We start from the raw sequence: 14,468 nt of genomic DNA, 5'->3' as shown, positions 1-14,468 counted from the left end.
TACTATCGCCGCCCACCGCGACGGGTGATCCTTCTCGTGTTCCAGCACCATCCGCACCGCGCGGGTGCGAACCTCAGGCGAGAACTTGTTCGTCGTCTTGCTCGTCATAGACCCTTCCTCTCAGGAGCTGGGGCCTCCGACAAACCCGGGGCGGTTCAATCTGCTCATCCGTCAGCCAAAACAAGTCGCTCATTCCGGTCTCCTTGCGGAGCCTGAATCAGATCGCAACGCTCACATCAATGGGTCCTGACCCTAGGCGTGAAGGCAAGGGCATGAACCTGAAGAAGGTGTACCGGCTGTATCGCGAAGAGCGGCTGACGGTGCGCAAGCGTGACGGCCGGAGACGGGCGCTGGGCACGCGGGCGCCGATGGCGATCCCGCAGGAAGCCAACATTCGCACCGTGACGTTCCGCTCGTCAGCGCGGGCTCGGTCGCGACGTCCGGATAGACCATCGAGTCTTGCCGTACGCGGGGGGCCGCCCTTGGCCGGCGTTACGGCTTTTCCGGCGTGCCTTGTCCTGTTGCATATCGGAAGGTCGCGCGCGGTATCGTTCGTTATGGAGTGGAGGCACGCGCGAAGGGTGTGGGGAACGATGCGCATGATGCCGGGATTGCGATGGATGGCGCTGATGTCGGTGCTGGTCGGTACGGCGTCGTTGGAAGCCAGTCCCGCCTTCGCCGCTGCGCCGGGCGGGTGTCGCAGCCGCACGACGCTCGCGCCATGGGGGCGCTATCCGTTGCGACGCTGGACACCGGTCCAGCCGGTCCGCCAGCCCGCGACTATCGACAATGATGGTGGCATTCGCGAGGGGCTGGCGATCGGCGCGCCGTTCCGTGCCCGGCTGTTGAAAACCTATGGCGTCGACGACGGCGAGGCGCGGCGGATCGTGGAGATGGTGACCGCGGCGGGCTGCTATCGAGCGTTCCGGGCGGATTCGTTCGTCGCTGCCGACCAGGCCATCATCGCCGCCGAGGTCGCGCGGCATCCCTCCACCCCCGATCCCAACAGCTATGCGACCGTGCTGGAACCCGGGCAGGTAGCGCCAGGCGACCTCGAGGCGGGCAGGATCGCCAAATACGAGACCCAGCATTTCGTCTTCTGGTACGGCACGAACACCAAGGGCGACAGCTATACATATGCACGCGAAACCAAGGAGGATTGGCGCACCGTCCTGACCCGCGCAGGGGCGTGGGCGGAGCAGGTATGGCATCTGAGCCGCGATCTGACGGGCGCACCGATGCCCTACGCGGATCGTCCGGCAAGCGAGCGCCGACGCATCGCGGTCTACATCTCCGGCACCGGTCGCCCCCATGTCGCGGACGGCGACCTGATGTCGGGCACCCCGATGGCCTCGCCCGCCATCTGGATCGCCGCGAGCATGCTCAATTACGGGTCCAAGACGTTCGCGCATGAATTCGGTCATGTCATGCAATTCTACTCGGGCGGTCTGCGGGACAGTCCGAGCGCCGGGGCGATCTGGGAAGCGGGCGGCAACTGGCTCGGAAACCTGCTCGTGCCGGGTTCGACGACGTGGATCGGGAGTTACGGTAACCGCCAGTATGTGGGGCCTTTGTGGCCCGATGCGCGCTATGGTGCGTTTCCGTTCCTCAATATGCTATTCGAAGATTCGCGCACGCGGCCGCTCGTCTGGGCGGGGTGGACCCGCAATGCGCGAACCGCCGCCGGTGCGTCTACCGAGGATTTCGTGCCGACCATCCTGCGGCTCGGCACGGCATCGGGCGCCTATCCGAAGGGCCTGCGCTCCTTCGCCGACGACATGGGATGGTATGGCGCGCGGCTCGTCACGCTCGACTTCATGAACCAGCGCGCGCTGCTGGACGCGGTTGCGCAGTCGCGGTTCGTGTTCGGCGGGAGCCGCTTTGCCGCCCTGGTTCCGGGCGACCGGCCGGGCCGTTTCGTGCCGCAGTCCGACCAGGTGCTGCACCAGTTCGGCACGGACCTCATTCCGCTGACCCCGACCGGCCATCGAGACACCGTGTCCGTACGCCTGACCGGCGCCACCATCGCCAAGGACGCGGCATGGCGTTTCGCGCTGGTGGCGGTGCGGGGCGAGGCGGATGCATCCTATTCCCGCCTGGGCGCGGTGGAGGGGACCGGTAGCGCCACCGTCTCCTATCGTATCCCCAAGGATGCGCGCCTGTATCTGGCGGTGACGGCGACGCCGGGCGTCTACGAATCGCTTGGCTGGCAGAAGCCCGGATCGACGGAGGGCGCGCGCTTTCCCTATGCCGTCGACATCAGCGGCGCGACGCCGCGGCTAAAGGGCGAGGTCGATTGCCGGATGCCGCAAATGACGCTGAAGGGGCCGCCGCCCGCCTGCTGACGCGGGGCTCTGCGCCGCCTATCGGGCAGGGGGCGTCATGGCGCCGGACGTGTACGCGACGGTGTCGTCGGTCACCACGGCCGTTTTGTCGTAGCGACGTCCGCCCGCATCCATGTCGTGTACGGTCACGGTCACACGGTTCGGCGTGGGCTGCGGCGGCGCGAACAGTGAGAAGCTGGGGGCGAAGGTCGTCAGCGTCTGTGCGGTGCGCCCTTTGTCGGGGCCATCGCCGCTGATGGTGCGCTCGCTGGCCTGCGCGATCTGCGTGCCGTTTTTTACCCCATAGAGCGGCGGCTGGACGCCGATGTCGATGGCCAGCGTGTCGCGTTCGGCGATGCGGCGCCGCGATGGCGTCGTGCCGTGCGTCGTGACGGTCATCGTCTGGTGTGCATCATAGCGCTTGCTCGACACGCCGGTGTCGCGGGTGTTGGTCAGCCGCTGGTCGAGGTCATAGGCGACGCGGGTGACCACACGGCCGTGAGGGGTGTCGACATAGCCCTCGACACGGTCGGCGCGCGTGGCGATCGTCTGTACCGTGCCGATCGCGCCCGGCCCTCGTGGCGCGCGAAGCTGTCGCGTGACGATGCGGGCGGGGGCGAGCGTGTTGGCGGTCAGCGCGCCGGTCACCACCGGACGGGTGGGATCGACCGTCCCGATCAGCGTGCCAGACACGCGGAAGAACGTGCCGGCGGTCGGCATGGCAAGCGCGATCACATGCGGCTGGCCGTCGTTGAGCAGCGCGGCGAAGGGCGTGAGGTCGACCCGGGCGGGCGGCAGGTTCAGCGCGCGCAGGGCAGGCACGCGTCGCCACAGGCCGGGATTGATACCGCCGGTAAAGATGTCGGGCTGGACCGAGCGGACGCCCGCCAGCCGTCCGTCGATCCGTACCTCCACCTCGCGATACGGTGCGTCGCAGGGCGGCGGCCCGAAGATGTTGCGCTGCGCGAGATTGCCGGGCGCGCAATCGTACCAAAATTCCTCGCGCTCCTGCCCGATGGCGAACAGGTCGATGGCCAGTCGCGTCAGGTTGCGCGGGAAACGGATCGTGCGAGACACCATCGGCTTTTGCGAGTCGAGCCGCGCCAGTCCTGCTGTCACCGGCAGGACCACGCCGTCAGGGGCGGGCGCCTCGCCAGCGTAGAAGACCAGACGGGCGCCCCAATGGACATGCGCGTCATGGTCCTTGTCGAGATAGTTGACCAAGATCGCCCGGCCGTCGGTCGGCGTGCGGAGCAGCGCGGCATAGTCGGTCACGTCACGGGCAACGTGCCAATGCGGTGCATAGGTCTCGCCGGGTTCCATCGTCGTGCCGAGGAAGAGGGTGGCACCGCCCAGCGTCAAGTCGGCGGAGCGGTCGAACTGCGTACCCGTGGTGACGTCGAAGTCCGCCTCCAGCACCACCTTGTGCCACGGGCCGGGACAGTCGGCAGGCGGGCGGTAGGCCAGTGGCAGGGGTTCGTCGCCCTGGAAATCGCGCCGGTCGAACAGGGTGACGGTGCAGGATGGACCGCTGGGGCGGGGCAGCGGCGGGCTCAGGTCGACGACGGCGTTGCCGATCGGTCGTGGCGCGGTCTGGCCAGCGGCGGGTGCGCCGATGCTGGCTGATAGCCCGGCGGCGAGCAGCGCCCGCCCCATGATGCCGCAAAGGCGGACGCGTGGCATATGATCGATGTCCATGGCCTGTCCCAGGTCAAAAGAGGAGCGCGTCCGCGCCGATGGCCGCCCGGGGCGAGGCAGGATCGGCCTCGCCCCGGTGCGCCTCAATGCTTGGCCAGCACCTGGGCCGGGGTCACCACCTCGACCGGCAGGCCCAGTCCTTCCAGCTGCGGGCGGATCGTCTTGGCATCGCCCACGACGGTCCAGACCCATTTGGCAGGTTGCAGATACTGCCGCATCGCGGCGTTCGCGTCCCGTAGCGCCACCGCGCGGATGCGCGCGTCGAAGGTGCTGAAGAAGTCGTCCGGCCAGCCGTTGCGCTGGAGCATGGCGGCAGCAGCCATCACCTGCCCGCCGAAACGGAACGAGGCGACATTCTTGCGCAGCGTGTTGGCGACGGCCTCGTCGAACTCCTCCTGCGTGATCGGCCGGTCGGTGACGATCGCGTTCAGCTCTTTCTGCACTTCCTTGATCGCGGGGCCGACCTTGTCCGGCTGCAGCTGCACCTCGACTTGATAGCTCGACCCCAGGTCGTTGACGTCGAAATTGCCCGACGCGCCGTAGGTCCAGTGCTTGTCCTCGCGCAGGTTCATGTTGATGCGCGACGTAAACTCGCCGCCCAGCGCGATATTGGCGAGACGCGGTGCGACGCCCTCATAGCTTCGCGGCATGTCGACCAGTTGCCCGCCCCCCAGGAACGCCTGGACCTGGCCGGGCATGTCGACCAGCACGATCTTGGGTGGTCCGGTGACGAGCGCCGGACGCGGATCGAGCGCGACCGGGGCGGGGCCGCGCCCTTGCACGCTCCAATGGCCCAGCGTCGCGTTCAGCTTCGGCAATAGCGTCGCGAGCGACTCGTTCGAGACGATGACCAGCTTGGCCTCTTCGGGTCGAACCCAGCGACGGAAGGCCGCCTGCAAATCGGGGCGGGTAATGGCGTCGACCTCGGCCACGCTGGGCACCTCCGACGCCTTGGCGAGCAGTGTCCCGGGCGCGAGCGCTTGCGTGAAGGCCGTGCCCAACAAAGTGCCGGGGCTGGTCGGCGCCGCTGTGACGCGCGACAATTCCAGCCGCCGATATTCCTCCAGCCGATCCTGCGGAAAGTCGGGACGGGTCAGCATCAGCATCATCGTGTTCAGCGTCGTGTCCAGGCTGGCGCTGGGCGCCGCGAACGAGACGCCGGAATCGGTGTTCTGCGCGCTGCCGAAGATGGCGGCGCCGGTGCGTTCGCGCAGCTGCTTGAACCAATGGTCGTCATGGCCGCCCGCGCCTTCGTCCAGCATCTGGAACATCGCGCGGATCGTGCCGGGCTTGCCAGCGGGATCGTCGACGCTGCCCACGTCGAACGACAGTTCGGCGGTGGTGAAGGGAATGGCGTCGTGCTGGACGTAGAAGACAGGGATGCCGTTCGCCAATGTGGCGTGCTGCACCGGCGGGAAGCGGGCGGCCTGGGGCTCGCCGACGCCGGGGATGGGGCCGCGCGTGCCGCCTTGCGGGGCAACGACGGCGGTCTTGGGCGCATCCGGCACCTCCGCCCCCGCGACGCTTTCGTCGCCCGCCGCGGTCATGCGCGGTCCCGGGACGATCATGCCGCGATAGCCCGGACGGCCCAGCCACTTGCGCGCATCGGCCATGACCTTTGCCGGGGTCAGGGCGAGATACGCCATCAGGTCGTCCTTATATTTGGCGGGCGAACCAAGTACCGAATTGGCCTGCATCAACAGGCCGCCACGCGCCTCGAGCATCTCGTTGTTGCGGACCGCCGGGATGATCCGCGTCGCCTTGTAGCGCTCCAGCGCATCGGCGGACGGCGTGCTGTGCAGGAAGGCGGCGATCGCATCGTCCAGCGCCTTCGCCGCGACGTTCGGATCGACACCCTGCCGGACCGAGCCATAAATGGTGAATTCCCCGACGCCGCGATAGGTCGTGTTGTCGGCGCTGAGATTGTTGAACAGCTTGTCCCGGCGCACCAGCTTGTCGAACAGCGGCGCGCCGTCGATGCCGGTCATCAGGCCCGATACCGCGTCGAGCGAAAAGTTCGCCGGGTCGCGCCCGCCGGGCGCGGGCCAGGTCCGGGCGATCTGTGCCGTCGAGACCGGCCCGGTGAACGACTGGTCGATCGGCGCGGTCAGGACCGGCGGCTCGGCGGCGGGCGCGGTAATCGCGCGCCCGCGCGGAATGTCGCCGAAATAGCGCATCGCCTTTGCTTTGGCGGTTGCCAGGTCGATGTCACCCGCCAGCAGGAGCGTCGCGTTGTTGGGACCGTAATAGTCCTTGAACCACTGATGCACGTCGGCGAGCGACGCCGCGTTCAGATCCTTCATCGATCCGATGACGCTGTGGCCATAGGGGTGCGAGGCGGGATAGATGGCGCTGCGGCGGCTATAGCCCAGGATGCTGGCGGGGTTGTTGTCGTTGTTGCGCTTTTCGTTCTGGACGACGCCGCGCTGCTCGTCGAGCACGCTTTGGGTGATCGCGCCGAGCAGATGCCCCATCCGGTCGCTTTCCACGAACAGCACGCGGTCCAGGCTGCCGGTCGGCACCGCTTCGTGATAGTTGGTGAAATCATAACCGGTGCTGCCGTTGACGCCGATCGACCCGGCATCGCGCAGATATTTGAAATAGTCGCCCGGCGCATTCTCGCTGCCATTGAACATCAGATGCTCGAACAGATGGGCAAAGCCGCTGCGCCCCGCGGGCTCGAAGGTGGAGCCGACGGCGTAATTGATGCTGGTATAGACGATCGGCACGCTGTGGTCGGTGAGGACGATGACCGTCAGGCCGTTGGGCAGCGTGAACGTCTGATAGGGAATGGTGAAGTCGCGGACCAGCTTGACGAGCTCCGCCGGGGCGGTGTCCGATCGAGATGCCGTGGTCGTTGCGGCATTCGCGGGGCGTCCGGCCAGCGCAGGAGCGGGGGCCAGGATCAGTGCCGTACCGGCCATCAACATCATACGCAGGCTCATCGACTTATCCTTGATCGGTTGGGGTAGGCACTGGTTGAACGACGGTTCGGCAACGTGACACGGGTGCGGAACCGTCGTGGAGCAGGACAATCGGGGACGGGAAAACCGTTACGGCGGGGCCATATCCGGCCGTGGGGCCGTGGGGCCGTGGGGCCGTGGCGCCGCAGGAGCGCCGCATCCCGTCGTTTCGACGGGATGCGGCGGCCGGGGTCAGAACGACTTGCTGACCCCCAGGTAGAAGTTGCGGAGCCGCGGATCGCCGTAGGGGCTGTAGTATAGTGGGAACTGCGACACATCGAGCGGCGGCATCTTGTTGAAGATGTTGTTGATGCCGAAGCGCACCGTCATTCTCTGCGGCAGGCGGTAGCTGATGTTCATATCGTGATACATCTGGCTGGCGACCTTCGCCGACCCCTGAGACGCCACGAAGCTGCGATCCAGCGTCAGGTAGTAGCTGCTGAGGTAACGAGTCTGCCAGCCGAGGCTGAGCTCGTCCTTCGTCCATTGCAGCGACCCGCTGCCCCGGAAGCGCAGCGAACCGGATGCGCCTGTGCCCGCCGCGAAACCGGCCGTGACGACGCCGGCGTAATTCTGCGCGGGCGAGTCGGCGAACGGCTGGATCACCAATTGATCGACATAGGTCGCACGGCCGATGGCCGACAGCTGGCCGCCGAACAGGTTCGTGTCGTAGTTGAGCGTGAAGTCATAGGCCGAGGTGACCAGCGACTTCAGGTTGATCAGCGATACGTCCAGCGCAGTGATCGGCCCGACCGCAAAGCCACCCGATGCCGGGCCGCGCGTGACGCGGTCGGGGTTGGACGCGATGAACTGGTTGAACTGCGACTGCGTGCCACCGAAGAACGAGGCGAGCAGCAACACCGGATCAAAATACATGTCCCGCTTGTGGATGCGCGTCCAGTCGACCGAGAAGCGCAGGCCGTCGATGAAATGCGGCTTCAGGATAAGGCCGCCCGTCCACGTCTTGGACGATTCCGGCCGAACATCCGGGTTGCCGCCGGAGAAGCCCGAGATCACACCAAGCCCGAACACCTGCGTGCCGATCAGCTCGTTGCCACGCTGTGGATCGCGCTGCTGAAGGAAGATTTGCGGCCGCGGAACCTTGACCAACTGGCTGAGCTGCGGCGGCAGATAGCCGGTCGTGTACGAGCCGCGCAGCATGACGCCATCGATCGGCGACCAGAGCAGGCTGATGCTGGGATCGGTGTGCGCATTGGTGGTCGTCGACCGCGGGATGACGGTTCCCGCCGGCGGGCAGTTGCCGAAATAGTCATACTGCCCCGCCACGAGCGGTTCCCTGCAGGAAACCGGGTCGGACGTATCGGTGCCGTCGCCCTTGTATGATTCATGCCGTGCCGACAGCCGCAATTCCAGCAGCCGGATCAACGGCAGTTGATGCTTGTCGCCCAGGATCGGGAACACGACTTCGCCATAGACCGACTTGGTCGTCTGGTGCGCGGTAGGCGTGAAGGTGGTGACCGCGCCATCGTCGGTCAGCACCGTGAGAAGGCGCGAATCCAGCCTCTGGGTGTTGATCTCGGCGTTGACGGTCAATTGCGGCTTGCCGCCCGGCAGCGAGAACGGCAGCGGCCCGGCGAGCCGTAGCGAGGGCGCGACGTTGCTCGATTTGCCGTCCTGCTGGCGCTGATAATAAGGCGTTTTGTCGTAGGTGAAGGGAAGCGGATAGGTCGACGTATCGACGAGCGCGTTCAGAACGCCGGACTGGAGATCGTTGGAGGCGAAGGCGCTGATCGACGACGGGCTGTTCGCGACCGAATAATTGGATTTGGAATAGGCGACTTCGGCGACCGCCTGCCAGTCCGCCGGTAGCCGGATGATGGCACCGCCCAGCGTGCGCAGTGTCGACGACACCTGCTTGATCCGGGCATCATAGGCGGGATTGGCAGGAAACGCGATCGCGAGATCCTGCGTGAACGGGTTGGCGGGGGCCGACGCGAACAGGAAGACCGAGTTAAGCGTGTTGGAGTAGGTGTTGGTTGCCGACGAATGCGACATGCCGATTTCGGCATAGCCGGTTAGCCAGCTGTTGAACGTGCGCCGTACCGCAACCGAACCGCTATATTGGTTCACCGGATAGAGCAGCGGCGCGCGGGCGCCCGTGCCGGCAGCAGTATTCGCCTGGTCGAGGTTAAAGGTTCCGAGCGACGAGAGTAGCGGGGCCAAACCCGCCTTCGTAATCCCCTGATAACCCTTGGGAATGGTGCCCAGGCTGCTCGACAGCGTCTGGCCGCCATATTCGGGCTTCAACTGGAGCGGCGTGCCGTCCTGCGTCTTGAAGTTGACCAGCGAGCCCTGCGGCGGATTGGTAAAGCCACCATAGAAAGAGCCAGGATCGTTGGCGAGGATATCGTTCAGACCGCGGCGGCGCAGATTGTCGCGGTCGCCGTAGCGCAGCGCCAGCTGCTTGGTCCAATTGCCGGTAAAGGTCAGGCGCGTGCGTCCTCCCTCCAGTGGCAGGCCGCCGGTAAGATCGATCGAGCCGCGACCCTGTTTGAAATCGCTGGTATTATCATAATTCGCCGACAGTTCGGCGCCCTTGAAGTCGCGGCGCAGCACGATGTTGATGACGCCGCCCGACGCGCCGCTGCCGTAGATGCCCGATGCCGACGAGGCGAGAACCTCGATCCGCTCCACCGCAGCGATCGGGATGCCGGTGATCGACGGCTGGGTGATGTCGCCATTGCCCAGGTTGATGCCCGGCTGGCGCCGGCCGTCGACCAGGATCAGCGTGTCGCGCAGGCCGATGCCGCGCAGGTTGATCGCGCTGACGCCAACGGGGCGGCGGCGAATGAATTCCGTGTCGCCGGCGGCGGCCTGGTCCCCGACGATCGGCGAGGTGTTGACGTTCAGCTGGTTGCGCAGGAACGTTTCGAGGTTGGGCGCGCCGCTGCGCTCGATCTCCTTGCGGCCGAGCACGATGAACGGCTGGCTGTCGTCCTGCGTGCGTTCGATTCCAGTGTTGAGCGACCAGTTGACCTTGCCCGTGACGAGGATGTCAGGCGTGGCGCTCGTGTCGACCTCGTCGCCGGCCAAAGGGCGGATGGCGACCGCACCATCCTCCGTCGTGACGATCTTCAGACCGGTGTCGATCAGAAGGCCTTGCAACGCCAGCAACGGGGCATAGTCGCCCTGGATGCCGTTGGTCCGCTTGCGACCGACATCGTCCATCCGATACACGATCTGGAGTTTGGTGACCTTGCTCCAGGCTTGCAGGGCCGCCGCCAAGCTCCCGGCTGGAATATCGAACCGCTGGGTGGCCCGTACGCCCTGCGTGGTCTGCGCCGCGACATGGCCCGGCGCAAAGGCCGTCAACATGCTCGCCCCCAACGCGATCGCCACACCCCTTTTCTTCATCTGATGCCCCCTTGTTGCGGTCGCTCCCATCACGCCGCTCGGCAAGATTGTCATTCGGCAGCAACGAACCCGTAACATCGGATTTCAAAAAAGTTTGCAGATGTGGAACTTTTCACCAAAACGGCAAAAAGGGGATTGATGCCGTTTTTGGGTTACGGTTTTGGCGCGGTCGATTGTCATGACGGTCGAACCCCTTGAACGAAGGAGTGTCTCGAGCGGACGATGGTAGACGACAGGCAGTTGGAGCGGTGGTTTTGCGAGGAGGTGCTTCCCCTGGAGGCGTCGCTGACCCGCTATCTGCGTCGTAACTGGCGGACGGCCGAGCAGATCATGGATATCCGGCAGGACATATACGAGGCGGCGCTGACGGGCGGGCGGCAGGAATTGCCGACGAACACCCCAGGCTATGTCTTCACGATCGCGCGCAATATCTTGGTCAACCGGTCGAAGCGCGAGCGGATCGTGCAGTTCGACCATTATGCCGATATGGAAAGCGTCGAACAGGGCGTGGATCTGTCCGCGACCGACCGCCATCTCGATGCGCGCGACGCGCTGCGCCGGGCGCAGGAGGGCATCGAGCGGCTGCCCCCGCGCTGCCGCGAGGTCGTGCGCCTGCGCAAGATCGAAGGATTGTCGACCCGCGAGGCGGCGGCACGCATGGGCGTCGGCATCGACACGATCGAACGCCAATTGGTCCTCGGCATTCGTGCGATGGCCGATGCGATGCTGGGCGGCGCAGGCAAGATCCGTCGTGGCGCGGCCAGCACCGGCAAGGCGCGCCGCCAATGAACAGCGCGACGATGATCGAAGAAACTGCCGCGCGTTGGATCGTCCGCCAGGAAAGCGGGGAGTGGTCTGCCGAGGACGACGCCGCGCTGACCGTGTGGCTGGACGAGCAGATGGCGCATAAGGCCGCGTTCTGGCGGTTACGCCACGGCTGGGCGGCGGCGGATCGCGTCGGGGCTTTGGGGTTCCAGACCGCTGCCCCGCGGTCGCGCGCGCGGCGCGGCAGGCAAGCGGTGCTGCGCGCGCGACCTCGCGCGATCGGGGCGATCGCCGCAGCGCTTGCGGTGACGGTAGGGATCGGCACGACGGTGCTGCGATCGCCGGCGGGCTTTGGTCTGGGGCATGTTGGGCAGGACAAGGCGTCGCCATCGCAGTCCGCGCCGGTGCTGGTGCAGACGCCGGTCGGCGTTCGCCACGCGATTGCGCTGCGCGATGGCAGCCGGGTGGAACTGAACACCGCGACCGTTGTGCGTACCGCGGCCACCAATCAGGGGCGCGAGGTCTGGCTGGATAAGGGCGAGGCCTATTTCGACATCGTCCACCGCCCCGACCTTCCTTTCGTCGTGCATGCGGGGCCACGGACGGTGACCGTTCTCGGCACGCGCTTCACCGTTCGCCGCGAGGGGGAAAAAGTGACCGTGGCGGTGCTGTCTGGCCGTGTGCGGATCGAGGACTCGACGTCCGACGCGAGCACGCGCTCCGCCGTCATCGGCCAGGGTGACATCGCTTATGCCCAATCGCACGGCACGCTGGTCGCACTCGCCGACCCGGCGCGGGTCGACGCAATGACCGGATGGCGCGATGGTGTGCTGGTGTTCGACAACCAGCGGCTAGGGGACGCGGTCGCGGACTTCAACCGTTACACCAACCGCCCGATCCGCATTGCCGATCCTTCCACCGCCGACATCAGGATCGGCGGGACGTTTAAGATTGATAACAGTGCGGGGTTCCTCGATCTGCTCCACTCCGCTTACGGGCTGAAGGTGCGATCCGACGCGAACGGCATTGTCGTCGAGCCCTGACTGAGAGACCGGTGGGGACAGTTCGCCACCGTCGAACACCGCTTTGGACTAGTGAATCGCGTGGCCGGACCGATCGAGGGACTCACCGAGAAGAAAATTGGCGCGCCCGGAGGGATTCGAACCCCCGACCAAGGAGGTAGAAGCTCCTTGCTCTATCCAACTGAGCTACGGGCGCCCAACGAGGCGCCTAGCGCGGATTGCGGTGCGGGGGAATGGGCGGCATGATGCGGCGCATGGGGGATACAAGCGGACTGGAAACGATCGAGGCGGCGGCGGTTGCGAACGGGCGCTTCCGTTACTTCGATCTGGTGATGGCGGCGTTCGTCGCGATCCTGCTGCTGTCGAATGTGCTGGGCGCGGGGAAGGTGGCGCAGATCGTGCTGCCGGGGATCGGGCCATGGCCGTTCGGTGCCGGCATTCTGTTCTTCCCGGTCAGCTATATCATCGGCGACGTCCTGACCGAGGTGTACGGCTATGCCCATGCGCGGCGCGTCATCTGGGTCGGATTCGCGGCGACGGTGTTCATGGCGGTGATGGCCTGGGTGGTCGTCGCGCTGCCGCCCGCGCCGGACTGGACCAACCAGGCCGCTTACGAGACGATCTTCGGCCAGGTGCCACGGATCGTGTTCGCCAGCATGTGCGCCTTTTGGGCGGGCGAGTTCGTCAATTCCTACGTCCTCGCGCGCATGAAGGTGCTGACCGAGGGGCGGCATCTGTGGATGCGCACGATCGGGTCGACCATCGCGGGGCAGGCGGTCGACAGCCTGATCTTCTACCCGCTCGCCTTCTGGGGGGCGGAGGGGTGGACGCACGCGCTGGTGATCCAGGTGCTGTACACGCAATGGGCGCTGAAGGTCGGCTGGGAAGTGCTGCTGACGCCGCTGACCTATTGGGTGATCGGTGCGCTGAAGAAGGCCGAGGGTGTCGATGTGTTCGACCGCGCGACCAACTTCACGCCGTTCCGGGCGAAGGTGTAGGCGGAGCGGGCGGCTGCCCGGGAAAGCTCGGGCGATCGTCGGCGATCGTCGCCCAGGCCGGCGCCGCATCGGTCCAGATCGTCTGGCGCGGCGGATACAGGTCGGGATCGTCGAGCGTGCCGATCCGCAGGACGTAGAGATGCGGGCGCGGCTCGGCATAGCCGCCCACCGGCGTGCCGCAGGTGGGGCAAAAATGGCGATGCATCACGCTGCCCGAATCGGCGACCGAGGCGTAATCGCCCAGCGCACCCGCGATCGTCAGCGCATCGCGCGGCACCACCATGTTGTTGGTCGGGCCACCGGCCGACAGATACTGGCACAGCCGGCACCAGCATTGCCGGGTCAGAACCGGCGCGGCGGTGAGCGTATAGCGAACCGCGCCGCACAGGCAACCGCCCGTGACCGGCGCGGCCGCGCTCATGCGCCGATCGTCTCCATCAGCCCTTCGAACAGGCGCCGCCCGTCGGCCCCGCCATGCGCCGCCTCGATCCGGCGTTCGGGGTGCGGCATCATGCCCAGCACGTTGCCGGCATCGTTCAGGACACCGGCGATCGCGCGCGCACTGCCGTTGACCGGCTCGGCATAGCGGAATGCCACGCGACCTTCCCCCTCGATCCGATCGAGCGTCGCATCATCGGCAACGAAATTGCCGTCGTGATGCGCGACCGGGAAGGATACGCGCTCGCCCGCGGCATAGCGGGCGGTGAAGGCGCTCTGCGCATTCTCCACCGTCAGCGCGACGTCGCGGCACACGAAGTCGAGGCCATTGTTGCGCATCAGCGCGCCGGGCAGCAGCCCCGCCTCGGTCAGCACCTGGAAACCGTTGCAGACCCCCAGCACGGGCAGCCCCTTGCCCGCGGCGTCGGCGACAGCGGCCATGATCGGCGAGCGTGCCGCCATCGCGCCCGCGCGCAGATAGTCGCCGTACGAGAACCCACCGGGCACCGCGACCATCCCGATGCCGGCGGGCAGGGCGGTATCGCGGTGCCAGACCATCACCGGGGCGCGGCCCGTCACCTGTTCCAGCGCGACCGCCATGTCGCGGTCGCAATTGGAGCCGGGGAAGACGATGACCGCGGTCTTCACGCCTTCTCCACCCGGTAATTCTCGATCACCGTATTGGCGAGAAGCTGGCGGCACATCGAATCGATGTCGGCGTCGGCGGTGCCATCGGCGACGTCCAGTTCGATCAGCTTGCCGACGCGTGCGCCGTTCACCCCGGCAAAGCCGAGGCCGGCCAACGCGTGTTCGATGGCCTTGCCCTGGGGGTCGAGCACGCCGGGCTTGAGCGTCACATGGATGCGCAGTTTCATGGCCGCGCGC

At 66.4% G+C, this 14,468-nt stretch carries 10 protein-coding genes, 1 tRNA gene and 1 pseudogene; 5 read left to right on the top strand and 7 right to left on the bottom strand.

The genetic code is table 11. The features are described from left to right. Window positions 1-254 precede the first annotated feature (254 nt). Window positions 255-398 (top strand): annotated as a pseudogene (locus COA07_RS15410) (IS3 family transposase); the annotation flags it as partial. 159 nt (window positions 399-557) lie between these two features. Next, entirely contained in the window at window positions 558-2,345 is a 1,788-nt protein-coding gene (locus tag COA07_RS15405) for a DUF6055 domain-containing protein (RefSeq protein ID WP_373853908.1), read from the top strand. Window positions 2,346-2,363: 18 nt separating this feature from the next. Here COA07_RS15405 and COA07_RS15400 read toward each other — a convergent pair whose 3' ends face one another. The 3 genes from COA07_RS15400 to COA07_RS15390 form a co-directional block, all read right to left on the bottom strand. Beyond that, window positions 2,364-4,022, bottom strand: coding sequence for a peptide-N4-asparagine amidase (locus tag COA07_RS15400; RefSeq protein WP_066711544.1), 1,659 nt, complete (start codon window positions 4,020-4,022; stop codon window positions 2,364-2,366). A gap of 83 nt (window positions 4,023-4,105) precedes the next feature. Continuing rightward, window positions 4,106-6,967 (bottom strand): M16 family metallopeptidase, encoded by a 2,862-nt coding sequence (locus COA07_RS15395; protein ID WP_066711543.1) that lies wholly within the window; start codon window positions 6,965-6,967, stop codon window positions 4,106-4,108. A 210-nt stretch (window positions 6,968-7,177) separates the two neighbouring features. After that, a complete protein-coding gene (locus COA07_RS15390; RefSeq protein WP_245842194.1) occupies window positions 7,178-10,345 on the bottom strand; it encodes a TonB-dependent receptor in 3,168 nt (1,055 codons plus the stop codon). A gap of 237 nt (window positions 10,346-10,582) precedes the next feature. Here COA07_RS15390 and COA07_RS15385 point away from each other — a divergent pair, with 237 nt between their 5' ends. Together COA07_RS15385 and COA07_RS15380 are read left to right on the top strand one after the other, a co-directional pair. Then, window positions 10,583-11,149, top strand: coding sequence for an RNA polymerase sigma factor (locus COA07_RS15385; RefSeq protein ID WP_245842193.1), 567 nt, complete (start codon window positions 10,583-10,585; stop codon window positions 11,147-11,149). Beyond that, entirely contained in the window at window positions 11,146-12,168 is a 1,023-nt protein-coding gene (locus tag COA07_RS15380; RefSeq protein ID WP_066710631.1) for a FecR family protein, read from the top strand. The genes COA07_RS15385 and COA07_RS15380 overlap by 4 nt, the downstream gene beginning before the upstream one ends. Window positions 12,169-12,266: 98 nt before the next feature. On the opposite strand, the gene COA07_RS15375 is transcribed toward COA07_RS15380, so the two are convergent. Continuing rightward, window positions 12,267-12,343, bottom strand: a tRNA-Arg gene (locus COA07_RS15375). A 58-nt stretch (window positions 12,344-12,401) separates the two neighbouring features. Between COA07_RS15375 and COA07_RS15370 the strand changes: the two genes are divergently transcribed. Continuing rightward, window positions 12,402-13,145: a queuosine precursor transporter gene (locus COA07_RS15370; protein WP_066710640.1), complete on the top strand. Its 744-nt coding sequence runs from the start codon at window positions 12,402-12,404 to the stop codon at window positions 13,143-13,145. Here COA07_RS15370 and COA07_RS15365 read toward each other — a convergent pair. The 3 genes from COA07_RS15365 to purS are packed head-to-tail and all read right to left on the bottom strand — an operon-like array spanning window position 13,120 to window position 14,458. After that, window positions 13,120-13,566 carry a GFA family protein gene (locus COA07_RS15365; protein WP_066710628.1) on the bottom strand — a complete coding sequence of 149 codons (447 nt, stop codon included), beginning with the start codon at window positions 13,564-13,566 and terminating at the stop codon, window positions 13,120-13,122. The two genes, COA07_RS15370 and COA07_RS15365, sit on opposite strands and share 26 nt — an antisense overlap. Next, on the bottom strand, window positions 13,563-14,231 hold the full coding sequence (gene purQ, locus COA07_RS15360) for a phosphoribosylformylglycinamidine synthase subunit PurQ (protein ID WP_066710625.1): 669 nt from the start codon (window positions 14,229-14,231) through the stop codon (window positions 13,563-13,565). Before purQ ends, COA07_RS15365 begins: the two co-directional genes overlap by 4 nt. Further along, on the bottom strand, window positions 14,228-14,458 hold the full coding sequence (gene purS, locus COA07_RS15355; protein ID WP_066710616.1) for a phosphoribosylformylglycinamidine synthase subunit PurS: 231 nt from the start codon (window positions 14,456-14,458) through the stop codon (window positions 14,228-14,230). The genes purQ and purS overlap by 4 nt, the downstream gene beginning before the upstream one ends. Window positions 14,459-14,468 lie beyond the last annotated feature (10 nt).

This window comes from Sphingomonas adhaesiva, from assembly GCF_002374855.1.
GTDB lineage: Bacteria > Pseudomonadota > Alphaproteobacteria > Sphingomonadales > Sphingomonadaceae > Sphingomonas > Sphingomonas adhaesiva.
The sequence above is the reverse complement of the archived record's forward strand: the minus strand, read 5'-3'. Positions and strand labels throughout refer to the sequence as shown.